The 22,219-nt window shown below is 60.9% G+C and carries 21 protein-coding genes and 1 other RNA gene; 16 read left to right on the top strand and 6 right to left on the bottom strand.

Annotated features, from left to right (window positions below; translation table 11 throughout):
- Both INT12_RS11185 and INT12_RS11180 read right to left on the bottom strand, forming a co-directional pair.
- The coding region (locus INT12_RS11185; protein ID WP_193058849.1) for an AAA family ATPase at positions 1 to 590 on the bottom strand (590 nt) is incomplete at its 3' end.
- Positions 591 to 621: 31 nt separating this feature from the next.
- Positions 622 to 1,617: a tyrosine-type recombinase/integrase gene (locus tag INT12_RS11180; protein WP_226926140.1), complete on the bottom strand. Its 996-nt coding sequence runs from the start codon at positions 1,615 to 1,617 to the stop codon at positions 622 to 624.
- 167 nt (positions 1,618 to 1,784) lie between these two features.
- Here INT12_RS11180 and INT12_RS11175 point away from each other — a divergent pair, with 167 nt between their 5' ends.
- Both INT12_RS11175 and INT12_RS11170 read left to right on the top strand, forming a co-directional pair.
- Entirely contained in the window at positions 1,785 to 2,429 is a 645-nt protein-coding gene (locus INT12_RS11175; RefSeq protein WP_169885245.1) for an MBL fold metallo-hydrolase, read from the top strand.
- Positions 2,430 to 2,640: 211 nt separating this feature from the next.
- Entirely contained in the window at positions 2,641 to 3,414 is a 774-nt protein-coding gene (locus tag INT12_RS11170; RefSeq protein WP_026139898.1) for an OmpA family lipoprotein, read from the top strand.
- Between the two features lie 68 nt (positions 3,415 to 3,482).
- On the opposite strand, the gene INT12_RS11165 is transcribed toward INT12_RS11170, so the two are convergent.
- From INT12_RS11165 to INT12_RS11150, 4 genes are all read right to left on the bottom strand, one after another.
- Positions 3,483 to 4,064, bottom strand: a complete 582-nt coding sequence (locus INT12_RS11165) for a BON domain-containing protein (protein ID WP_017845939.1) — start codon at positions 4,062 to 4,064, stop codon at positions 3,483 to 3,485.
- A complete protein-coding gene (locus tag INT12_RS11160) occupies positions 4,061 to 4,654 on the bottom strand; it encodes a phosphoheptose isomerase (protein ID WP_003171862.1) in 594 nt (197 codons plus the stop codon). The genes INT12_RS11165 and INT12_RS11160 overlap by 4 nt, the downstream gene beginning before the upstream one ends.
- A 92-nt stretch (positions 4,655 to 4,746) precedes the next feature.
- Entirely contained in the window at positions 4,747 to 5,118 is a 372-nt protein-coding gene (locus tag INT12_RS11155) for a YraN family protein (RefSeq protein WP_193039973.1), read from the bottom strand.
- On the bottom strand, positions 5,118 to 6,929 hold the full coding sequence (locus INT12_RS11150; RefSeq protein WP_193039974.1) for a penicillin-binding protein activator: 1,812 nt from the start codon (positions 6,927 to 6,929) through the stop codon (positions 5,118 to 5,120). The genes INT12_RS11155 and INT12_RS11150 overlap by 1 nt, the downstream gene beginning before the upstream one ends.
- A 187-nt stretch (positions 6,930 to 7,116) precedes the next feature.
- On the opposite strand from INT12_RS11150, the gene rsmI reads away from it, so the two are divergent.
- The 14 genes from rsmI (at position 7,117) to INT12_RS11080 (ending at position 22,218) form a co-directional block, all read left to right on the top strand.
- On the top strand, positions 7,117 to 8,022 hold the full coding sequence (rsmI, locus tag INT12_RS11145; protein ID WP_162231502.1) for a 16S rRNA (cytidine(1402)-2'-O)-methyltransferase: 906 nt from the start codon (positions 7,117 to 7,119) through the stop codon (positions 8,020 to 8,022).
- Between the two features lie 96 nt (positions 8,023 to 8,118).
- An RNA gene (gene rnpB / locus INT12_RS11140) (RNase P RNA component class A) lies at positions 8,119 to 8,472 on the top strand.
- 355 nt (positions 8,473 to 8,827) lie between these two features.
- Positions 8,828 to 9,283, top strand: a complete 456-nt coding sequence (gene mraZ, locus INT12_RS11135) for a division/cell wall cluster transcriptional repressor MraZ (RefSeq protein ID WP_003171868.1) — start codon at positions 8,828 to 8,830, stop codon at positions 9,281 to 9,283.
- Positions 9,280 to 10,227, top strand: coding sequence for a 16S rRNA (cytosine(1402)-N(4))-methyltransferase RsmH (gene rsmH / locus INT12_RS11130; protein WP_010213048.1), 948 nt, complete (start codon positions 9,280 to 9,282; stop codon positions 10,225 to 10,227). The genes mraZ and rsmH overlap by 4 nt, the downstream gene beginning before the upstream one ends.
- Complete coding sequence (ftsL, locus tag INT12_RS11125) at positions 10,224 to 10,517, top strand: cell division protein FtsL (RefSeq protein WP_017845934.1); 294 nt, start codon at positions 10,224 to 10,226, stop codon at positions 10,515 to 10,517. The genes rsmH and ftsL overlap by 4 nt, the downstream gene beginning before the upstream one ends.
- Positions 10,517 to 12,259, top strand: coding sequence for a peptidoglycan D,D-transpeptidase FtsI family protein (locus INT12_RS11120; RefSeq protein WP_017845933.1), 1,743 nt, complete (start codon positions 10,517 to 10,519; stop codon positions 12,257 to 12,259). Before ftsL ends, INT12_RS11120 begins: the two co-directional genes overlap by 1 nt.
- Positions 12,259 to 13,722 carry a UDP-N-acetylmuramoyl-L-alanyl-D-glutamate--2,6-diaminopimelate ligase gene (locus tag INT12_RS11115; protein ID WP_017845932.1) on the top strand — a complete coding sequence of 488 codons (1,464 nt, stop codon included), beginning with the start codon at positions 12,259 to 12,261 and terminating at the stop codon, positions 13,720 to 13,722. The genes INT12_RS11120 and INT12_RS11115 overlap by 1 nt, the downstream gene beginning before the upstream one ends.
- Positions 13,715 to 15,085 carry a UDP-N-acetylmuramoyl-tripeptide--D-alanyl-D-alanine ligase gene (locus tag INT12_RS11110; RefSeq protein ID WP_193039975.1) on the top strand — a complete coding sequence of 457 codons (1,371 nt, stop codon included), beginning with the start codon at positions 13,715 to 13,717 and terminating at the stop codon, positions 15,083 to 15,085. The genes INT12_RS11115 and INT12_RS11110 overlap by 8 nt, the downstream gene beginning before the upstream one ends.
- The gene (gene mraY / locus INT12_RS11105; RefSeq protein ID WP_017845930.1) at positions 15,085 to 16,167 is read left to right on the top strand and encodes a phospho-N-acetylmuramoyl-pentapeptide-transferase; all 1,083 of its coding nucleotides are present in this window, start codon (positions 15,085 to 15,087) and stop codon (positions 16,165 to 16,167) included. The genes INT12_RS11110 and mraY overlap by 1 nt, the downstream gene beginning before the upstream one ends.
- 6 nt (positions 16,168 to 16,173) lie before the next feature.
- Complete coding sequence (murD, locus tag INT12_RS11100; RefSeq protein WP_193039976.1) at positions 16,174 to 17,520, top strand: UDP-N-acetylmuramoyl-L-alanine--D-glutamate ligase; 1,347 nt, start codon at positions 16,174 to 16,176, stop codon at positions 17,518 to 17,520.
- The gene (gene ftsW, locus INT12_RS11095; protein ID WP_017845928.1) at positions 17,517 to 18,740 is read left to right on the top strand and encodes a putative lipid II flippase FtsW; all 1,224 of its coding nucleotides are present in this window, start codon (positions 17,517 to 17,519) and stop codon (positions 18,738 to 18,740) included. The genes murD and ftsW overlap by 4 nt, the downstream gene beginning before the upstream one ends.
- Positions 18,730 to 19,800 carry an undecaprenyldiphospho-muramoylpentapeptide beta-N-acetylglucosaminyltransferase gene (gene murG, locus INT12_RS11090; protein WP_169885234.1) on the top strand — a complete coding sequence of 357 codons (1,071 nt, stop codon included), beginning with the start codon at positions 18,730 to 18,732 and terminating at the stop codon, positions 19,798 to 19,800. Before ftsW ends, murG begins: the two co-directional genes overlap by 11 nt.
- The gene (gene murC / locus INT12_RS11085) at positions 19,793 to 21,253 is read left to right on the top strand and encodes a UDP-N-acetylmuramate--L-alanine ligase (RefSeq protein ID WP_046484593.1); all 1,461 of its coding nucleotides are present in this window, start codon (positions 19,793 to 19,795) and stop codon (positions 21,251 to 21,253) included. Before murG ends, murC begins: the two co-directional genes overlap by 8 nt.
- Positions 21,250 to 22,218, top strand: a complete 969-nt coding sequence (locus INT12_RS11080; protein WP_017845925.1) for a D-alanine--D-alanine ligase — start codon at positions 21,250 to 21,252, stop codon at positions 22,216 to 22,218. The genes murC and INT12_RS11080 overlap by 4 nt, the downstream gene beginning before the upstream one ends.
- The last annotated feature ends 1 nt before the right edge of the window (position 22,219 follow it).

The following is a 22,219-nucleotide window of genomic DNA, read 5'->3' as shown; positions in this document are numbered from 1 at the left end:
CCATTTAGTGTCGAATCCTCATCTTCTGGATTAGGGAATATAGACTCTTCAAAGTTTCCCGCGAAATTATTATAGATTTGATTTGATGACATATCTACAGTTGTTCGCGTGAATGCCGCTATCTCGTAATATTCTCTATCGATGCTTATTGACTTTAAGTAATCTGTCGCTTTTTCTTTTCTGATGTCTGGGTCTAGATTGTCTTTTGTTATTTCATATAATCTGGTTCGGACAGATTTTTTGGGACGATAAATAAAGGTGTATGTCCCTTCTAAGTCGTCGTGGCCGGATAGGAGGCTGTGATTGGCAAGGACTAAGTCTTCGTCAGAACTCCCCAGTCCTGCGAATTTGAACGCTATAATTATCCAATGGCCATTTGGGGAGCCGATGCCTCTGTAAAAGTCCGAATTGGTTAATTGACGGGCGCTTAATGGTAAATTCTCGTCCAGTACTAACCGCATGGCATAAAATAGATTTGTCTTTCCTGAGGCGTTTTCACCTATCAGCGTATTCACAGTATTTTTTGTGAATTTGAATTTGGCTGATTCAAAGTTTCTGAAATTTCTAATCCCTATCTCTGTTATGTGCATTTACCGATCCTTAGTTTTTAATTTTTGAGATTTAGCTTAGCTTCTTTGCAAGACTTTCTATGCTTGGGTGGTAGTACCTCATCAGCATTCTTGTATCCTGATGGCCAGTAATTTTGCTTAGCTCATGAAGCGGGAAAATGTCTGCTAGCCTCGAGGTGGCCTCGTGGCGCAAATCGTGGAAGCGTAGCGACATCAGAAAGACATCACCATTTATACGTTTGTCTATCTGGTCTTGCGAGAGCTTCTGGGACCGTAAATTTTGCCTCAACCCCATCTCATAGGCTGCCCTTGCATCTGTCAGAGCATCTGCAAATGCTTTGGTAACAGTGTCTGGTCTACTTCTGAAAAAACGCCCGTCGTCGCGATTAGGGAGCGTCTTTAGGATTTTCACTGCTTCGCTAGATAGGGGAACTCCCCGTGAAGATCCGTTTTTGGTAATTGGCAGCAGTGCAACTCGCTTATCCAAGTTAACGTTAACGCGCAGCAAACCTGTGATTTCGCTTCGACGCATGGCCGTCTCTACCGCGAAGCTCGTGATCATTGGGAGTTCGGTGGAGCGGGAATAGCGGTGAATCATTTCCAGCTCGTCAACGTGCTCGCACACTGGCTTTCCATCCTTAATGGACCACACATCTGCACTGAGGATTCTTCGCTCCCGGGCATCATCAACGCTTGGTTGGCGAATAAGCTCCACAGGGTTGCTTAGTGATTCCATCCGCCATTCTTTACGGGCGATGGTGAAAACATGAGAGATCAACGCGAGTTCGCGTCGCACGGTGGCTGGAGCAAGACCCTCCTCAAGGCGAGTATCGCGGTAACTCGCCATGTCGGAGCCACGAATGCTGGCAAGCGAGCGAAGGGCCAGAGGATGTCGTTGCATGGCTTGAATCCGTGACAGTTCAGAGGCGCCGCTGCGCTTTTTGCTTGTCACTTCCCTGGCGTACAACTCCAGAGCGCTGGCGAAGGAGGTTGCTTCCGCTTCGTTGCGACTAATGAACACACCTGCATCCATTTCACGCTCAATCATGGTCGCCCAGGTTTTTGCTTCGAGCTGGGTATTGAATGTACGTGTCTGTTGGGGCCACCCTTTACGTCTGATCTGTGCGTGCCATTGGTGGGGGCCTTTCTTCCTAAACGTCGCCATCGCTTTTCGCACTGTGCCAAAATTGTGCCATTAACTTTACAGGAACACCCATGGAAGCCGCAAAGCCCTTGCTTATCCGTGAAACCTTCCCCGTCGGCCCTTTGCAGTGCAACTGCACCATCATCGGCGACCCCATCAGTAAAAAAGCCATCGTGGTCGACCCCGGCGGCAATCACGAGCTGATTCTGGCGCGGCTCGAGGCGCTGGGCCTCAAGGTGGTGAGCATCATTCACACCCACGCCCACCTGGATCACTTCCTGGCGTCCGGCCAGTTGAAGGAGAAGACCGGCGCGACCCTGCATTTGCACAAGGCCGACCAGTTCCTCTGGGATAACCTGGAGATGCAGTGCCAGACGTTTGGCGTGCCCTATACGCCGGTGCCGTCGCCGGACCGTTGGCTGGCCGACGATGAAGAGCTGGCTTGCGGTTGCGGTGTCGCATTGCATACGCCGGGGCACACGCCGGGGTCGATGAGTTTCTGGTTTGCCGATGCCAAGCTGCTGATCGCCGGGGATACGTTGTTTCGCCGGGGCGTAGGCCGCACGGATTTGTGGGGCGGGGACCAAGCGGCGATTGTGCGCTCGATCAAGCAGCGCCTGTATACGCTGGATGAAGCGGCGACGGTGGTGACCGGTCACGGGCCGGAGACGCGACTCGGTGACGAGATGCGCGAGAACCCCTTTGTGCGCGCATGATTGCAGCTTGGGCGGTCAAGCCCTGTAGCAAAAAACTCAGCGTGTGTTCAGCGTGTGTCTGCTACGGTTTGTGCCGCGACGATAGTCCTGCGTTTTTTGTTACAGGTTAAGATACGTCCACGGAATTTTTACCGTTTGTCGCGTTCAAAACCCGGCAAAGATCCATTGTCCATATCCTCTGCACCCAGAGTGCAAAAGTAGGAGCTTCTCCATGTTCACTCCGCGTCGTCTGCTCGTTGTCGCTACTGCCGTAGCCATGTTATCTGGCTGTGCTTCACCCAATCCGTATGACGGTAGCAGCCAGGGACAGGCGAGTAATGAATCCGGTGGCATGAGCAAGACCGTCAAGTACGGCGGCCTCGGCGCTCTGGCCGGTGCGTTGGCCGGTGCAGCCATCGACCATAACAACCGTGGCAAGGGCGCACTGATCGGTGCCGTCGTCGCGGGTGCAGGTGCGGCGGGTTATGGCTACTACGCCGACCAGCAGGAAAAGAAACTGCGCGAAAGCATGGCCAATACCGGGGTTGAGGTTCAGCGCCAGGGCGATCAGATCAAGTTGATCATGCCGGGCAACATCACCTTCGCCACCAACTCGGACGCGATCGCCAGCAGCTTCTATACGCCGCTGAACAACCTGGCCAACTCGCTCAAGCAGTTCAGCCAGAACACCATCCAGATCGTGGGTTACACCGATAGCACCGGCAGCCGCCAGTTGAACATGGACCTGTCCCAGCGTCGTGCGCAGAGCGTGGCCAACTATCTGACCTCCCAAGGCGTCAGCGCTGCCAACCTGAGCGCTCGTGGTGCCGGTCCGGATAATCCGATCGCCAGCAATGCCGACGTCAACGGTCGCGCGCAGAACCGTCGTGTAGAAGTGAACCTGGGCCCAATCCCAGGCCAGCAGTATGGCCAGCCGGGCGCCCAGCAACAGGCGCCGCAGCAGAACAACCAGTTCCAGGGCAACCCGTACTCGCAATACCAGTAATCTGCAGCCAATAAAAAGGGCGCCGTGCAATCAATGCACGGCGCCCTTTTTTGTGGCCGTCGGTTACATCAATCGATGTACTCGAACACCTTCACGATCTTCTGTACGCCGGACACGCCCTGTACCAAGTTCGCCGCACGGGTCGCTTCCGCCTGGGTCAGCAGGCCCATCAGGTAAACGATGCCGTTGTCGGTGACGACTTTGATGCGTGAACCGGGAATGGCGTTGTCGGTCAGCATCTGCGCCTTGATCTTGGTGGTCAGTAGCGCATCGTTGCTGATGGCCAGCAGGGTGATTGGGTCCATTACCTGCAATTCGTTGTGGACCTTCTTGACCCGCTGCACGGCCGAGGCGGCTTGTTCGGCCTGGGCCTTGAGTTCGGCACGTGGCGTTTGGCCGGCGAGCAGTACCACGCCGTTGAAGCTGGTCACGACGATGCGCGACGCGCCATTGCCCAGGTCCGTAGCGGCCTTGGCGACGTTGACCTCGACCTTGGTTTCGATCAACGAGTCGTCAATCTTGCTGCCGAAGGTGCGGGTGCCCTTGTCGTCCTGGATGGGGGTGTCACGTGTCGCGGTGATTGCCGTGCTGCAGCCGCTGATGCCGAGGCACAGCGCAATCGCCAATAGGCTGAGGCGTTTAACGGTCATTCTTCACTCCCGAACAGTTGGCTGTCGATCAGATCGCACAGGCAGTGGATCGTCAGCAGGTGGACTTCCTGAATACGTGCGGTGACATTGGCCGGGACGCGAATCTCCACGTCCTCGGGCAGCAACAGCGAGGCCATGCCGCCGCCGTCGCGACCAGTCAATGCTACGACAATCATTTCGCGATCATGTGCGGCCTGGATCGCCTGAATAATATTCGCCGAGTTGCCGCTGGTGGAAATCGCCAGTAGCACGTCACCCGGTTGCCCCAGGGCGCGGATCTGTTTGGAGAAGATTTCGTTGTAGCTATAGTCGTTGGCGATCGAGGTGATCGTCGACGAATCGGTGGTCAAGGCAATGGCCGGCAAGCTCGGACGCTCGCGCTCGAAGCGGTTGAGCAACTCGGACGAGAAATGCTGGGCATCGCCGGCCGAGCCGCCGTTGCCGCACGAAAGCATTTTGCCCTCGTTGAGCAAGGCATTGACCATGACCTGACTGGCTTGCTCGATGTGCGGTGCAAGTACGTCCATCGCCTGTTGCTTGGTGTCGATGCTGGCCTGGAAAAGCTGGCGAATTCGGGATTGCATGTCCATCTGTGTGACCTTAAGTAGCGCGGCTATTTGGCACAGGAATGTGCAGCCCGCAAAGCAAAGAGCAAAAGTGTGTGGTGAAGATGTCCGGCGAATCAGCTGTCGAAGGCATCTTTGAGCCAGTTCAAATCAGCTTTGCCAGACGGTGTGCTTTCAATGGCAACCACATCGAAACGGCAGGGGGAGTCAGCCCAGCGATGCTCCTTGAGCAGGAAAAACTGCGCGGCGAGTATCAGCTTCTGACGCTTGCGCCCGTCGATACTGGCGAGCGCGCCACCCCATTGTGCGTGTTTTCTGTAGCGGACTTCGACGAATACTACTGTATCGCCGTCAAGCATGACCAGATCAAGCTCGCCGCGTTTACACAACCAGTTCTGCGCCAGAAGGCGCAGACCCTGTTGTCGAAGATACTCAAGCGCTTGAAGTTCGGCATCCTTGCCGCTTTTTGCGCTGGACCGCTCGGGCATCAGCGTGGGGTATCGGGCAGACGCTGGATCTCGCCGCCGACGAACTTCGCCCACGGCATCTGGCGGTCAACGCGCTGGTGGGCGCTGATGCCCAGGTTGCCCGAGAGGCCGTCAATGCGCGTATCCGGCAATGCCTTGAGTTGGCCCACGCGTGGCGCCAGGCGGTAGGCATCGACGCCCATCGCGTACAGGCGGCCAAGGCTGCCATTGGCTTGCGGCCATTGTGCAGCGACCTGGTTGCGCAGCGGGTCGGTGGTGTTGAGCAGCCAAGGGGTTTCGCAGAACATCACGTTGGTCATGTCCAGGTACTGGTTCTTGTCGCCGCTGGCGCTGAACACGTGAGACGTCGCATACACCGGCACGTCGCCGGCGTACTGGAAGTTCAGGGTCGGCTTGATCTGCTGGGCCAGTTGCGGGGTGACGGCCAGGAAGATGAACTCGATGTCCTGGCGACGCGAAGGTTGTGCGGCGACGTCGGTGCCGACGGCGCTTTGCAGGCTCTTGGCACGGCCTTCGCTTTTACGCAGTTGGAACAGATCGGCAATCTGCTGGGCGAGGGCGACCGGCTGGTCGACGTACTCGACGCCGACAACGGTGCCGCCGTTGGCTTCCCAGTCCTGGCGGAAGGCCTTGTAGACACGCTCACCCCATTCGCCACGGGGCACCATCGCAGCGGCGCGGTGCAGGCCGTCGGCACGGGCGCGGCGCGAGACTTCGCGAGCTTCGTCTTCAGCCGCCAGGCCGAACTGGAACAACTGCGCCGGGTTTTGATCGGTCTCGCTGTAGTTCAACGCCAGGGTGGTAATCGGCAATTGCGGGCGCGCGCTGAGCTGTTTGACCAGCGGCTTTTCCAGCGGCCCGACGACCAATTGCACGCCGGCAGCCTTGGCCTTGGCGTAGAAGTCGTCGAGGGAGGTCAGGCGCGAGCTGTCATAGAACTCGATGACCGGCGGCTTCTGCCCGGCTTGTTCAGCCTGGTAATGCGCGGCCATGAAGCCTTCGCGCAGGGCCTTGGCCACGTTGGCCAGTGGACCCTCCTGCGGCAGCAGCAGGGCGATCTTGTTCAGCGGCTGGCTCGCCAGTTCCTTGAGTTTGGTCAACGGCGTCGGCAGTTGCACGGCGGCCGGATGGCCCGGGTTCTGCGCACGCCAGGTGTCAATGGCGGCTTGCTGTTGCTCCAGCGTGCCGGCGCCCTTGACCGCCTGGGCCAGGGTGATCCAGCCGTCGAGCGTCGGGTTGCCGCTGGCTTGCAGCTGTTCGGCCGGCAGCGCGGCAATCAGCGCCCAGATGGCTTCATGGTTGCTCTTGGCAGCGTCGCCGGTCAGCAGTGGCGCCATGGTCACGCGCTCGCGAGCGGCGGCCAGGGTCTGGCCGTCGGCTTCATAGGCGCGTGCATGTACGGTGCCGGTGCGGACCTGCTGTTCGGCCGGCAGCTCCTTCAGGTTCTGCAGGCTGGGGTGGTTCAACGCCGCCAGCGCGGCCTTGGGCTGGTTGCGCGTCATGGCCAGTTCGGCGGCCAGGGTGTTGGCGAACACCTGCGCGGCGGGCTTGAGAGCATCCAGCGGCACCTGCGCAAGAATCTGCGACGAGCGGCCAGCGTTGTTCTGGTGGTAGGCCATGTCAGCCGCGCTCAGGCGCAGCAACGCAGCTTTTTCGGGCGTGTTGGCGGTAGTCGCCTGTTCGAGCAGTTGCTCGATACTGGCATCCGGGGTCCGTGGCAGGTCGCCAAGGCGGGACGAGGGCGAGCTGGCACAGGCGCCCAGCAAGGCAGCGAGGCAGAGGGCGGAGAGCAGCCGCAGGCAAGGGATCATGTAAGTGTTCCTGATACCGATCAAATTAGCGTGGAATTGTACCCAAGCACTGGCCCAGGCGCGATGTTACTGGCGTGAAACCGTGAATTTAGGTGGTGCAAATGTTGCGTTTGGGTGGCTAGGGCCGACCGACGGCTGAAACGGCATCCATCTCGATGGCATATTTCCACGGCGTCGACGCGCTACAATGTGGCTTTTGCCAACCATCGAGGTGTGCGTTTTGACTGCTCCAGGTCCTTTGAATTCCACTGCAGGCTCGCTTTTTGTCGTGGCGACGCCCATTGGCAACCTGGACGACATCAGCGCCCGGGCGCTTAAAGTGTTGCGCGACGTTAAATTGATCGCTGCGGAAGACACTCGGCACTCCCAGCGCTTGATGCAGCATTTCGGCATCAGTACGCCATTGGCGGCCTGCCACGAACATAACGAGCGCGAAGAAGGCAGCCGTTTTATCACGCGCCTGCTGGCCGGTGACGATGTGGCGCTGATTTCCGATGCCGGTACCCCGCTGATTTCCGATCCCGGTTACCACCTAGTCCGTCAGGCGCGTGCCGCGGGTATCAATGTTGTGCCGGTTCCGGGCGCATGCGCGTTGATTGCGGCGTTATCCGCCGCGGGGTTGCCATCGGATCGTTTCATCTTCGAAGGTTTCCTGCCGGCCAAGGCGGTGGGGCGTCGCGCACGTCTTCAGGCGCTTAAGGAAGAACCGCGCACGCTGATCTTCTATGAAGCCCCGCATCGTATTCTCGAATGCCTGCAGGATATGGAGCTGGTGTTCGGTGGCGAGCGTCTGGCGCTGCTGGCCCGCGAGCTGACCAAGACCTTCGAGACGCTCAAGGGGCTGCCGCTGGAAGAGCTGCGCGCGTTTGTCGAAGGTGACAGCAATCAGCAGCGTGGTGAGTGCGTGGTGCTGGTGGCGGGTTGGACGGCGCCGGAAAATGAAGACGCCGTCGGTGGCGAAGCCATGCGCGTCTTGGATCTGCTGCTCAAGGAAATGCCCCTTAAGCGAGCGGCGGCGCTGGCGGCGGAAATCACCGGAGTGCGCAAAAATGTGTTGTATCAGGCCGCGCTGGATAAACAGAAAGCCGAATAGTTCCGGGGTTAAACCGGTATTCCGTCTGAACGTGATGGCATTGCTGCACTTTTAATACTTGTCCTAACTCCGTCGTGCCGTTAACCTGCGCGGCGGAGAGTCGATTGGACAGTCGCTGCCCTCTATGAAAATTAGGGGGGGGAGGAAAGTCCGGGCTCCATAGGGCGAAGTGCCAGGTAATGCCTGGGAGGCGTGAGCCTACGGAAAGTGCCACAGAAAATAACCGCCTAAGCACTTCGGTGCCGGTAAGGGTGAAAAGGTGCGGTAAGAGCGCACCGCACGTCTGGCAACAGTTCGTGGCTAGGTAAACCCCACTTGGAGCAAGACCAAATAGGGTCCCAAGGCGTGGCCCGCGCTGGGACCGGGTAGGTTGCTAAAGATGTCCAGTGATGGCCATCGTAGACGAATGACTGTTCAAGACAGAACCCGGCTTATAGATCGACTCTCCACCTTTTTTCCTTCTGTCCGAATCTCGTGCAGAAACCCGGTAGTAACGCAAGAATCCCTCCCTGCCAAATCATTGGCAGATGCATCTTGGTAATACCAAAAAAATCTTACTCTTAATAAATTACTTTAACTTTGAAGCATAGCTCTTTGAGCTATTTGTTCTTATTGAGCCAAAAATACCGCTGAACTCTGATTTCTCCTCCTCTTGCGCTCCTAAATCTCCGTTCTGTAAGGCTTTTCCTTGAATCCGCGCCTTGACGGTGTGGTGGGCGCATTCCTATAGTGTGCGCAAGTGGCGGAAAGTGGCACAAAGTGGGTTTTTTGAACGTAAAGCGCTAAAATTTGGAGAAACGCATCTGTGTTTCGCGGAGCTAACGCTATCAGTCTCGATGCAAAAGGCCGTCTCGCTATGCCGAGCCGGTATCGTGACGAGCTGATTTCGCGAAGTTCCGGGCAGTTAATCATCACGATCGATGCCGTTGACCCTTGTTTATGCGTTTACCCCCTCGATGAGTGGGAGTTGATTGAAACCAAACTGCGTGCCTTGCCTTCATTGCGTGAAGAAAACCGCCGTCTGCAGCGTTTGCTGATCGGTAATGCCGTCGACCTCGAACTCGATGGCAGTGGTCGTTTCCTGGTGCCCCCGCGTCTGCGCGAGTACGCCAAGCTCGACAAGCGCGCAATGCTGGTGGGCCAACTGAACAAGTTCCAATTGTGGGACGAAGATGCCTGGGATGCTGTTTCTGCAGCTGACCTGGCTGCTATTCAACAACCGGGCGCCATGCCTGATGAACTGCGTGATTTGATCTTGTGACTATTGATAGCGGCTTTAACCACATCACCGTACTGCTTGACGAAGCCGTTGAGGCTCTCGCCGTACGCGCGGATGGCTGCTATCTGGATGGTACCTTCGGCAGGGGCGGGCACAGCCGGTTGATACTCAGCCAGCTCGGGCCCGACGGTAAACTCCTCGGGTTCGACAAAGACCCCCAGGCGATTGCCACCGGGCAAGCGCTAGCGGCCGAAGACGGCCGCTTTGTCGTTGTACAACGCAGCTTTGCCGAGCTGGGTGCCGAAGTCGCCGAGCGCGGCATGGCAGGCAAGGTGGCCGGGGTTTTGCTCGACCTGGGCGTGTCCTCGCCGCAGCTCGATGACCCGGAGCGCGGTTTCAGTTTCATGAACGACGGCCCGCTGGATATGCGTATGGACCCCACCCGTGGTGTCAGTGCCGCCCAGTTCATCGCCACCGCGCCGGTGGAAGAAATCGCCCGTGTGTTCAAGGAATACGGCGAAGAACGCTTCGCCGGCCGCATGGCGCGCGCCGTGGTCGAGCGCCGCGAAATCCAGCCGTTCGAGCGCACCGCCGATCTGGCTGAAGTGCTGAAAGTCGCCAACCCTGCCTGGGAAAAGGGCAAGAACCCGGCGACCCGTGCGTTCCAGGGCCTGCGTATTCACGTCAACAATGAATTGGGCGATCTGGAAGCCGGCCTCGAAGCCGCGCTGGAAGCCTTGGAAGTGGGCGGGCGCCTGGTGGTGATCAGCTTCCACTCCCTGGAAGACCGCATCGTCAAACTGTTCATGCGTCGCCTGGTCAAGGGTGAATCCGACAACCTGCCACGCAACCTGCCGGTGCGTTTCGAAGCCTTCGTGCCGAAAATCAAAATCCATGGCAAGGCGCAGTTCGCTTCCGAAGCTGAACTCAAGGCCAACCCACGCTCCCGTAGCGCCGTCATGCGCGTCGCGGAGAAGTTGCGGTGAGCAGGCTCTTCGCCAAGCCCCTCCCGGGCGGCAGCTTCTTTATGTTGTTGCTGTTTATCGGCGTGCTGGTGTCCGCGATTGCGGTGTCCTACAGCGCCCATTACAACCGCCAACTGCTCAATACCCTGTACGGCGAATTGAGTGTGCGTGATAAAGCGCAGGCGGAGTGGGGCCGGTTGATCCTCGAGCAAAGCACCTGGACCGCCCACAGCCGCATCGAAATACTGGCCACCGAACAGCTGAAGATGCACATCCCAGGCGCGGCCGAAGTTCGAATGGTGGCGCCATGATGAAACTCGAAGGCGCACTTTACCCGTGGCGCTTCCGCCTGATGCTTGGCTTGCTGGCCTTGATGGTCGGCGCCATCACCTGGCGGATCATCGACCTGCAGGTGGTCGACCGCGACTTCCTGATCGGCCAGGGCGATGCCCGTAGCCTGCGACATATTCCGATTCCTGCACACCGCGGCCTGATCACCGACCGTAACGGCGAGCCCCTGGCCGTCAGTACGCCGGTGACCACGCTGTGGGCCAACGCCAAGGAATTGCAGGTGGCCAAGGACAGGTGGCCACAACTGGCTGCCGCGTTGGGTCAGGACCCGAAAGCCCTGGCCGAGCGCCTGGAAGCCCAGGCCAATAAAGAATTCATCTACCTGGTTCGCGGCCTCACCCCCGAACAGGGCCAGCAAGTGCTCGACCTCAAGGTCCCCGGTGTCTACGGCATCGAGGAATTCCGCCGTTTCTACCCGGCCGGTGAAACCACCGCGCACATGGTTGGCTTTACCGACATCGACGACCATGGTCGCGAAGGGGTTGAGCTGGCCTACGATGAATGGCTGGCCGGCGTGCCCGGCAAGCGACAGGTCATCAAGGATCGGCGCGGCAGACTGATCAAAGACGTCCAAGTCACCAAAAACGCCAAGGCCGGCAAGCCCTTGGCGTTGTCGATTGACCTGCGCCTGCAATACCTGGCCAACCGCGAGCTGCGTAACGCGATCATCGAGAACGGCGCGAAGGCCGGCAGCCTGGTGATCATGGACGTGAAGACCGGCGAGATCCTCGCCATGGTCAACCAGCCGACCTACAACCCGAACAACCGTCGCAACCTGCAACCGGCGATGATGCGCAACCGCGCGATGATCGACGTGTTCGAGCCGGGTTCGACCATGAAAGCCATCTCCATGAGTGCCGCCCTGGAAACCGGGCGCTGGAAGCCCAGCGACAAGGTCGAGGTCTACCCCGGCACCCTGCAGTTGGGCAAATACACCATTCGTGACGTGTCGCGTACCGAAGGCCCGGTGTTGGATCTGACAGGTATCCTGATCAACTCCAGTAACGTGGGCATGAGTAAGGTCGCCTTCGATATCGGCGGCGAAACCATCTACCACCTGGCGCAAAAGATCGGCCTGGGCCAACCCACCGGCCTGGACTTCCCGGGTGAGCGCGTGGGCAACCTGCCGAACTACCGCGACTGGAAAAAAGCCGAGACCGCCACGCTGTCCTACGGCTATGGCCTGTCGGTGACCGCGATCCAACTGGCCCACGCTTTCTCTGTATTGGCCAATAACGGTCGGATGGTTCCTTTGAGCCTTATCCACGTCGACGAAGCGCCGAAAGCGACCCAGGTGATTCCGGAAAGCGTCGCCAAGACCATGCAAGGCATGCTGCAACAAGTGATCGAAGCACCGCGCGGCGTATTCCGCGCCCAGGTGCCGGCGTATCACGTGGCCGGCAAGTCGGGTACTGCGCGCAAGACCTCGGTCGGCACCAAAGGCTATGCCGAGAACTCCTATCGCTCGCTGTTCGCCGGTTTCGGCCCGATGAGCGACCCGCGCTACGCCATCGTCGTCGTGATCGATGAACCGAGTAAAGCGGGCTACTTCGGTGGCCTGGTGTCGGCGCCGGTGTTCAGCAAAGTGATGTCCGGCACCCTGCGCCTGATGAACATCACGCCGGACAACCTGCCGCCGACCCAACAAGCGAACGCCGGACCACCGGCCGCCGCGGTAAAAGCCAATGGAGGGCGCGGCTGATGTCTCTTAGCCTGAACAAGATTTTTGCCCATGCCGGTCGCGATCTGCTGATCCGCGAGCTGACGCTGGACAGTCGTAATGTACGCGCCGGGGACCTGTTCCTGGCGGTGCCTGGCGGCAAATACGATGGCCGCGCGCACATCGCCGATGCCCTGCAACGCGGTGCCGCCGCCGTGGCGTATGAAGTGGACGGTGCCACCGTGCTGCCGATCACCGACGTGCCGTTGATTCCGGTCAAAGGCCTGGCCGCGCAACTGTCGGACATCGCCGGGCGTTTCTACGGCGATCCGAGCCGCCACCTGAACCTGATTGGCGTGACCGGCACCAACGGCAAGACCAGCGTGACCCAACTGGTCGCCCAGGCGCTTGACCTGTTGGGCCAGCACTGCGGCATCGTCGGCACCCTGGGCACCGGTTTCTATGGCGCGCTGCAAAGCGGCCTGCACACCACGCCGAACCCGATCGCCGTGCAAGCGACCCTGGCCGACCTGAAAAAGGCCGGTGCCAAGGCGGTTGCCATGGAAGTGTCGTCCCACGGTTTGCACCAGGGCCGCGTTGCCGCGCTGGCTTTCGATGTGGCGGTGATGACCAACCTGTCCCGCGATCACCTGGACTACCACGGCACCATGCAAGCCTACGCCGCCGAGAAGGCCAAGCTGTTTGCCTGGAACGACCTGAAGTGCCGCGTGGTGAACCTGGATGACGCGTTCGGCCGCGAGCTGGCTGCCCAAGACAGCGAAGCGCGCCTGATCAGCTACAGCCTGGAAGACTCCCGCGCCTATCTGTACTGCCGCGAAGCCCAATTCAATGACGAGGGCGTGCGCGCCACGTTGGTGACGCCGCAGGGCGAGCACCATTTGCGCAGCACCTTGCTGGGTCGTTTCAACCTGAGCAACGTCCTCGCGGCGATCGGTGCGCTACTCGGCCTGGATTACGCGCTCGATGAAATCCTGCGCGTGCTGCCGAAGCTGGAAGGCCCGGCCGGTCGCATGCAACGTCTGGGCGGCGGTTCGCAGCCGCTGGTGGTGGTCGATTACGCCCACACCCCGGACGCACTGGAAAAAGTCCTGCTGGCCCTGCGCCCACACGCCAAGGGCAAGTTGCTGTGCCTGTTCGGCTGTGGCGGTGATCGCGATCGCGGCAAGCGTCCATTGATGGCCGAGATTGTCGAGCGTCTGGCCGATGGCGTGCTCGTCACCGACGACAACCCGCGCAGCGAAGACCCGAGCCAGATTTTCGACGATATCCGCGTCGGCTTCAAAGACCCATCCAAAGCCAGCTTCATTGCCGGTCGCGGCGCGGCCATTGCCCAATTGATCGCCAGCGCCAGCGTCGACGATGTCGTGGTACTGGCTGGTAAAGGTCACGAGGACTACCAGGAAATCAACGGCGAACGCCACGCTTTCTCCGATCTGGTCGAGGCCGATCATGCCTTGACCGCCTGGGAGGTCGCCCATGCTTAAAGCGATGAAATTCAGCGAGCTGACCCAGGCCCTCTCGGCGCGCATGCTGTCGGATGATTGCAGTTTCAATGGCGTCAGTATCGATAGCCGTGCGATCAAGCCGGGCCAACTGTTTGTTGCCCTGGCCGGTCCGCGTTTCGACGGCCATGACTACCTGAATGAGGTCGCCGCCAAAGGCGCGGTCGGTGCCCTGGTGCAGCGCGAAGTGGCGGACTCCACCCTGCCGCAATTGCTGGTGGCCGACACGCGCCTGGCCTTGGGCCAACTGGGTGCGCTGAACCGTGCGGCGTTCACCAAGCCGGTGGCCGCGATCACCGGCTCCAGCGGCAAGACCACGGTCAAGGAACTGCTCGCCGGTGTCCTGCGCACGCGCGGGCCGGTGCTGGCCACCCGTGGCAACCTGAACAACGATTTCGGCGCACCGCTGACCCTGCTCGAACTGGCCCCGGAACACACGGCGGCCGTGATCGAGCTGGGCGCTTCGCGTATTGGCGAAATTGCCTACACCGTGGCGCTGACCAAGCCTCACGCGGCAATTATCAACAACGCCGGGACTGCCCACGTCGGCGAGTTCGGCGGCCCGGAAAAAATCGTCGAAGCCAAGGGCGAAATCCTCGAAGGCCTCGATGCCTCGGGCATAGCCGTGTTGAATCTTGACGACAAGGCCTTCGAGACCTGGCGTGTACGCGCCGCCGGTCGCAAGGTGCTGACGTTCGCCGTGCTGAATGCAGCGGCCGATTTCCACGCGTCGAACATCGCGGTCGACGCCCGTGGTTGCCCGTCCTTTACCTTGCATTCGCCGCAAGGCGAGCAGCATGTGCAGTTGAACCTGCTGGGCAACCATAACATCGCCAATGCCTTGGCGGCCGCGGCTGCGGCTTATGCCCTGGGCGTGTCGCTGTTTGGCATCGCCACCGGCCTGGGCGCGGTGCAACCGGTCAAGGGCCGTACCGTCGCGCAATTGGCCAGTAACGGCATGCGCGTGATCGATGACACTTACAACGCCAACCAGTCCTCGGTCTGCGCCGCCATCGACCTGCTCAAGGGTTTCGACGGGCGCAAGGTGCTGGTGCTGGGCGATATCGCCGAACTGGGCGATTGGGCCGAACAGTCCCATCGGGAAGTCGGCGCTTACGCCAGCGGCAAAGTCGACGCGCTCTACGCCGTCGGCCCGAACATGGCTCATGCCGTCAATGCCTTCGGCCCCGGTGCGCGGCATTTCGCCACCCAGGCCGAGTTGATCCAGGCGCTGCGTGCGGGCGAACAAGACAAACACACAACCATTTTGATCAAGGGATCGCGCAGCGCGGTGATGGAAAACGTCGTCGTGGCCTTGTGTGGCTCAAGTACGGAGAAACATTAATGCTGCTGCTGCTGGCTGAGTATCTGCAACAGTTCCACAAAGGCTTCGCGGTCTTCCAGTACCTGACCCTGCGCGGGATTCTGGGCGTGCTGACCGCGCTGTCTCTGTCGCTGTTCCTAGGGCCGTGGATGATCCGCACCCTGCAGAGCCTGCAAATTGGTCAATCGGTTCGCAATGACGGCCCGCAGTCGCACCTGTCCAAATCCGGCACCCCGACCATGGGCGGCGCGCTGATTCTGTCGTCCATCGGCATCAGCACCTTGCTCTGGGCCGACCTGTACAACCGCTACGTGTGGGTGGTGCTGTTGGTGACCTTGTTGTTCGGCGCCATCGGCTGGGTCGATGACTATCGCAAAGTGATCGAGAAAAACTCCAAGGGGCTGCCAAGCCGCTGGAAGTATTTCTGGCAGTCGGTGTTCGGCCTGGCCGCCGCGATCTTCCTCTACATGACGGCTCCAAGCGCGGTCGAGACCACCTTGATCATCCCGATGCTCAAGGATGCGAGCATTCCGCTGGGCATCGGCTTCGTGGTGCTGACCTACTTCGTCATCGTCGGCTCCAGCAACGCGGTGAACCTGACCGACGGCCTCGACGGCCTGGCGATCATGCCGACGGTGATGGTAGGCGGCGCGCTCGGCATCTTCTGCTACCTGTCGGGTAACGTGAAATTCGCTGAATACCTGCTGATCCCGTATGTGCCGGGCGCCGGTGAACTGATCGTGTTCTGCGGCGCGCTGATCGGTGCCGGGCTGGGCTTCCTGTGGTTCAACACCTATCCCGCGCAAGTGTTCATGGGCGATGTCGGCGCACTGGCGCTGGGCGCGGCCCTGGGCACCATCGCGGTGATCGTTCGCCAGGAAATCGTGCTGTTCATCATGGGCGGTGTGTTCGTGATGGAAACCCTGTCGGTGGTCATCCAGGTGGCTTCCTTCAAATTGACCGGGCGCCGCGTGTTCCGCATGGCGCCGATCCACCACCACTTTGAACTCAAGGGCTGGCCTGAGCCGCGTGTGATCGTCCGATTCTGGATCATCACCGTGATTCTCGTGCTGGTCGGTCTTGCCACCCTGAAACTGAGGTAGAAACGAGTGTCCCTGATCGCTTCAGACCACTTCCGCATCGTTGTCGGCCTCGGCAAGAGCGGCATGTCCCTGGTTCGCTTCCTGGCGAACCAGGGCACGTCGTTTGCCGTCGCCGATACGCGGGAAAATCCACCGGAGCTGGTCACGCTGCGCCGTGACTACCCGCACGTGGAAGTGCGTTGTGGCGAGTTGGATGTCGAGTTTCTGTGCCGTGCCGACGAGCTCTACGTGAGCCCCGGCCTGGCCCTGGCGACACCGGCCCTGCAAGCCGCAGCGGCGCGTGGCGTGAAGCTGTCCGGCGATATCGACCTGTTCGCGCGTAACGCGAAGGCGCCGATCGTCGCGATCAGCGGTTCCAACGCGAAAAGCACCGTGACCACCCTGGTCGGCGAGATGGCGGCTGCGGCCGGCAAGCGCGTGGCCGTGGGCGGCAACCTCGGCACCCCGGCGCTGGACCTGCTCAGCGACGACGTCGAGCTGTACGTGATGGAACTGTCGAGCTTCCAGCTGGAAACCACCCACGACCTGGGCGCTGAAGTGGCCACCGTATTGAACGTCAGCGAAGACCACATGGACCGCTACAGCGGCCTGCCGGCCTATCACCTAGCCAAGCACCGGATCTTCCGCGGCGCCAAACAAGTGGTGGTCAACCGCCAGGATGCCCTGAGCCGTCCGCTGATGGGCGAAGGCCTGCCGTGCTGGACCTTCGGCCTGGGCAAACCCGACTTCAAGGCCTTCGGTATCCGTGAAGAGAACGGCGAGAAATACCTGGCCTTCGAATTCCAGAACCTGATGCCGGTGCGCGAGCTGAAAATCCGTGGCGCCCACAACCAATCCAACGCCCTGGCGGCCTTGGCGCTGGGGCATGCCGTAGGCTTGCCGTTCGATGCCATGCTCGCGAGCCTGCGCACCTTCGGCGGCCTCGAGCATCGCTGCCAGTGGGTCCGCGACGTCGATGGCGTCAGCTATTACAACGACTCCAAGGCCACCAACGTCGGTGCGGCCCTGGCCGCCATCGAAGGCCTGGGTGCCGATATCGACGGCAAGATGTTGCTGATCGCCGGTGGCGACGGCAAAGGCGCCGACTTCAAGGACCTCAAGGGGCCGGTGGCCCAGCATTGCCGTGCCGTGGTGCTGATGGGCCGCGATGCCGACTTGATCGCCACCGCCCTTGGTGATGCGGTGCCGCAAGTGCGCGCCAGCTCACTCGACGACGCGATTGCCCAGTGCAAAGCCCTGGCCCAGCCGGGTGATGCGGTGCTGCTGTCGCCGGCGTGCGCCAGTTTCGACATGTTCAAGAACTACGAAGAGCGCGGCCAGCTGTTCGCCCGCGCCGTGGAGGCCTTGGCATGAATCTCAACCTCCGTAACATCATCAAGCCGTACCCGTCGCCGATCATTACCGGGCGCGGCATCGACCTCGACTTCCCGATGCTCGCCGGTTGCCTGGCTTTGCTGGGCCTGGGGCTGGTGATGATCACGTCGGCGTCCTCCGAAGTGGCGGCCGTACAGTCGGGCAACACCCTGTACATGATGATCCGTCACCTGGTGTACCTGGTGATCGGCCTCGGCGCGTGCATCGTCACCATGATGATCCCCATCGCCACCTGGCAGCGTCTGGGGTGGCTGATGCTGATCGGTGCGTTTGGCTTGCTGATCATGGTGATCCTGCCCGGCATCGGCCGCGAGGTGAACGGTTCGATGCGCTGGATCGGCTTCGGTGCGTTCAACGTGCAGCCGTCGGAAATCGCCAAGGTGTTCGTGGTGATCTACCTCGCCGGCTACCTGGTGCGGCGTCAGAAAGAAGTGCGTGAAAGCTGGATGGGCTTCTTCAAGCCGTTCATCGTGCTGCTGCCCATGGCCGGCCTGTTGCTGATGGAACCCGACTTCGGGGCCACCGTCGTGATGATGGGTGCCGCTGCGGCGATGCTGTTCCTCGGGGGTGTCGGGCTGTTCCGCTTCACCTTGATGGTGGTGCTGGCGGTGGCTGCCGTGACCGTGCTGGTGCAGGCGCAACCTTATCGGATGGCCCGTCTGATCACCTTCACCGACCCGTGGTCCGACCAGTTCGGCTCCGGCTACCAGTTGACCCAGGCGCTGATCGCCTTCGGTCGCGGCGAGTGGCTGGGCGTGGGCCTGGGCAACAGCGTGCAGAAACAATTCTACCTGCCGGAAGCGCACACCGACTTCGTGTTCTCGGTGCTCGCCGAAGAGCTGGGCGTGGTCGGTTCGCTGTGTACCGTCGCGCTGTTCGTGTTCGTGTGTGTGCGCGGCATGTACATCGGCTTGTGGGCCGAGAAGGCCAAACAGTATTTCGCTGCGTATGTGGCGTATGGCTTGTCGTTCCTGTGGATCGGCCAGTTCCTGATCAATATCGGCGTGAACGTCGGCCTGCTGCCGACCAAGGGCCTGACCTTGCCGTTTCTCAGTTACGGCGGCAGTTCGTTGGTGATCTGCTGTGCCTGTCTTGGCTTGTTGCTGCGCATCGAGTGGGAGAGTCGAACCCACCTGGGCAGCGAAGAGATGGAGTTCAGCGAAAGCGACTTCGCCGAGGAGCCGACCCATGGGCGCTAACGTGCTGATCATGGCGGGCGGCACCGGGGGCCACGTGTTCCCAGCCCTGGCCTGTGCGCGCGAATTCCAGAACCGTGGCTACAGCGTGCATTGGCTGGGAACGCCGCGCGGCATCGAAAACGAACTGGTGCCGAGCGCCGGCTTGCCGCTGCATTTGATCAACGTCACCGGCCTGCGCGGTAAGGGCAAGCTGTCGCTGCTCAAGGCACCGTTCGTGTTGCTCAAGGCGGTGTGGCAGGCGCGCAAGGTCATCCGTGAATTGCAGCCGGTGTGTGTGCTCGGTTTCGGCGGTTATGTGACCGGCCCCGGCGGCGTCGCGGCGAGGCTCGCGGGCGTGCCGGTGATCGTGCATGAGCAGAACGCTGTCGCCGGCACCGCCAACCGCTTGCTGGTGCCGCTGGCGGCGCGGGTGTGCGAAGCGTTCCCGAATACCTTCGGCGCCTCGGACAAACGCCGCACCACCGGCAACCCTGTACGCACCGAGCTGTTTATGGACATTGCCCGGCAGCCCTTGGCCGGGCGCAAGGCGCACCTGCTGATCCTGGGCGGGAGCCTGGGCGCCGAGCCGCTGAATAAATTGCTGCCGCAGGCACTGGCGCAACTGCCTGTGGACGTGCGCCCGCAGGTCTTTCACCAGGCCGGCAAGAACCACGATGAAGTCACCGCCACGCGTTATCGCGAGGCCGGTGTCGAGGCTGATGTGCAGCCCTTTATCAAAGACATGGCCCAAGCCTATGGCTGGGCCGACCTGGTGGTCTGTCGCGCTGGTGCGCTGACCGTCAGTGAACTGGCCGCCGCCGGTCTGCCGTCCTTGCTGGTGCCTTTGCCCCATGCGATCGACGATCACCAGACCCGCAACGCCGAATATTTGGCCGGGGAGGGCGCTGCCTTCCTACTGCCGCAAAGAACGACTGGCGCCGCCGATTTGGCCGCACGCCTGACCGAGGTTTTGATGCAACCGGAACGACTCAACAGCATGGCGTGTACCGCACGCCGCCTGGCCAAACCTGACGCAACCCGCACCGTGGTCGATATCTGCCTGGAGGTGGCCCATGGTTGAGAATCAGAAAGCCATGCCGCAACCGGAAATGCGCCGCATCCGTCGTATCCACTTCGTCGGGATCGGCGGCGTGGGCATGTGTGGCATTGCCGAAGTGTTGCTGAACCTGGGCTACCAGGTGTCCGGCTCCGACTTGAAAGAGTCGCCGGTCACCGAGCGCCTGAAGTCCTTCGGCGCGAAAATCTTCATCGGCCACCGCGCCGAGAACGCCGTCGAGGCCGACGTGCTGGTGGTGTCCAGCGCCGTGAACACCTCCAACCCGGAAGTTGCCAGCGCTCTTGAGCGCCGCATTCCCGTGGTGCCCCGCGCCGAGATGCTGGCCGAGCTGATGCGCTACCGCCATGGCATTGCTGTCGCCGGTACCCACGGCAAGACCACCACCACCAGCCTGATCGCCTCGGTGTTCGCCGCCGGTGGCCTGGACCCGACCTTCGTGATCGGTGGCCGCCTGAATGCAGCCGGCACCAATGCGCAACTGGGCACCAGCCGCTACCTGATCGCCGAAGCCGACGAAAGCGATGCCAGCTTCCTGCACCTGCAACCGCTGGTGGCCGTGGTCACCAACATCGACGCCGACCACATGGCGACCTACGACGGCGACTTCAACAAGTTGAAGAAAACCTTCGTCGAGTTCCTGCATAACCTGCCGTTCTACGGTTTGGCGGTGGTGTGCCTGGATGACCCGGTGGTGCGCGAGATCCTGCCGCTGGTCAAGCGTCCGACCGTGACCTACGGCTTCAGCGAAGACGCCGACGTGCGCGCGATCAATGTGCGCCAGCAAGGCATGCAGACGTTCTTCACCGTGCTGCGCCCGGACCGCGAACCGCTGGACGTGTCGGTGAACATGCCGGGCAACCACAACGTGCTCAATTCCCTGGCGACCATCTGCATTGCCTCCGATGAAGGCGTCAGCGATGAAGCCATTGTCGAGGGCCTGTCGGGCTTTGCCGGCGTGGGCCGGCGCTTCCAGGTCTACGGGCAACTGCCGGTGGAAGGTGGCGAGGTGATGCTGGTGGACGACTACGGTCACCACCCGACCGAAGTCGCCGCCGTGATCAAGGCCGTGCGCGGTGGTTGGCCGGAGCGTCGCCTGGTGATGGTCTACCAGCCGCACCGCTACAGCCGCACCCGCGACCTGTATGACGATTTCGTCAATGTACTGGCCGATGCCAACGTGCTGCTGCTGATGGAAGTCTACCCGGCCGGTGAAGAACCGATCCCCGGGGCGGACAGCCGCAAACTGTGCAACAGCATCCGTCAGCGTGGCCAGTTGGACCCGATCTACATCGAGCGCGGTGTGGACCTGGCGCCGATCGTCAAGCCGCTGCTGCGCGCCGGCGACATCCTGCTGTGCCAGGGTGCCGGTGATATCGGCGGCCTTGCGCCTAAATTGCTGGCGAGCTCCTTGTTCGTAAAAAAAGCGCTCGCTGCTGAACAGGGGAAGTCGAAATGACCACGAACTACGCCTCCCTGTTCTCCACCATCGCCCCTGCCGACTTCGGCCGCGTGGCCGTGCTGTTCGGCGGTAAGAGCGCTGAACGCGAAGTGTCGCTCAAGTCCGGCAACGCCGTGCTCGAAGCGCTGCAAAGCGCGGGCGTGAATGCGTTCGGGATCGACGTGGGTGACGACTTCCTCGCGCGCCTGCAGGCCGAGAAGATCGACCGCGCCTTCATCATCCTGCACGGCCGTGGTGGTGAAGACGGCAGCATGCAAGGCCTGCTGGAGTGCGCCGGGATTCCTTACACCGGCAGCGGCATCCTCGCCTCGGCGCTGGCCATGGACAAGTTGCGCACCAAGCAGGTGTGGCACAGCCTGGGAATTCCTACCCCGCGTCACAGTGTGCTGTGCAGCGAAGACGATTGTATTTCTGCAGCCAAGGAACTGGGCCTGCCTTTGATCGTCAAACCTGCCCATGAAGGCTCCAGTATCGGCATGGCTAAAGTGAACTCGGCCGCCGAATTGATCGACGCATGGAAAGCGGCAAGTACCTACGATTCGCAAGTGTTGGTGGAACAGTGGATTCAAGGTCCCGAGTACACCATCGCCACCCTGCGTGGGCAGGTATTGCCGCCCATCGCCTTGGGCACGCCCCACACCTTTTACGATTACGACGCCAAGTACCTGGCTTCCGATACCCAGTACCGGATCCCCTGCGGCCTTGACGCAAGCAAAGAACAGGAATTGATGGACCTCACGGCGAAAGCCTGTGAGGCGCTGGGTATCGCCGGTTGGGCGCGGGCAGACGTGATGCAGGACGACCAAGGGAATTTCTGGTTCCTGGAAGTCAACACCGCACCGGGCATGACCGACCACAGCCTGGTCCCTATGGCCGCGCGCGCAGCGGGCCTGGATTTCCAGCAGTTGGTGCTGGCGATCCTGGCGGCCAGCGTTGCCGGTGAAGAAAGGCAGCGAGGCTAAG

Source organism: Pseudomonas sp. K8 (assembly GCF_014889455.1).
Lineage (GTDB): Bacteria > Pseudomonadota > Gammaproteobacteria > Pseudomonadales > Pseudomonadaceae > Aquipseudomonas > Aquipseudomonas veronii.
Note: the sequence above shows the minus strand (reverse complement) of the source record. Positions and strands in the feature narration are given on the sequence as shown.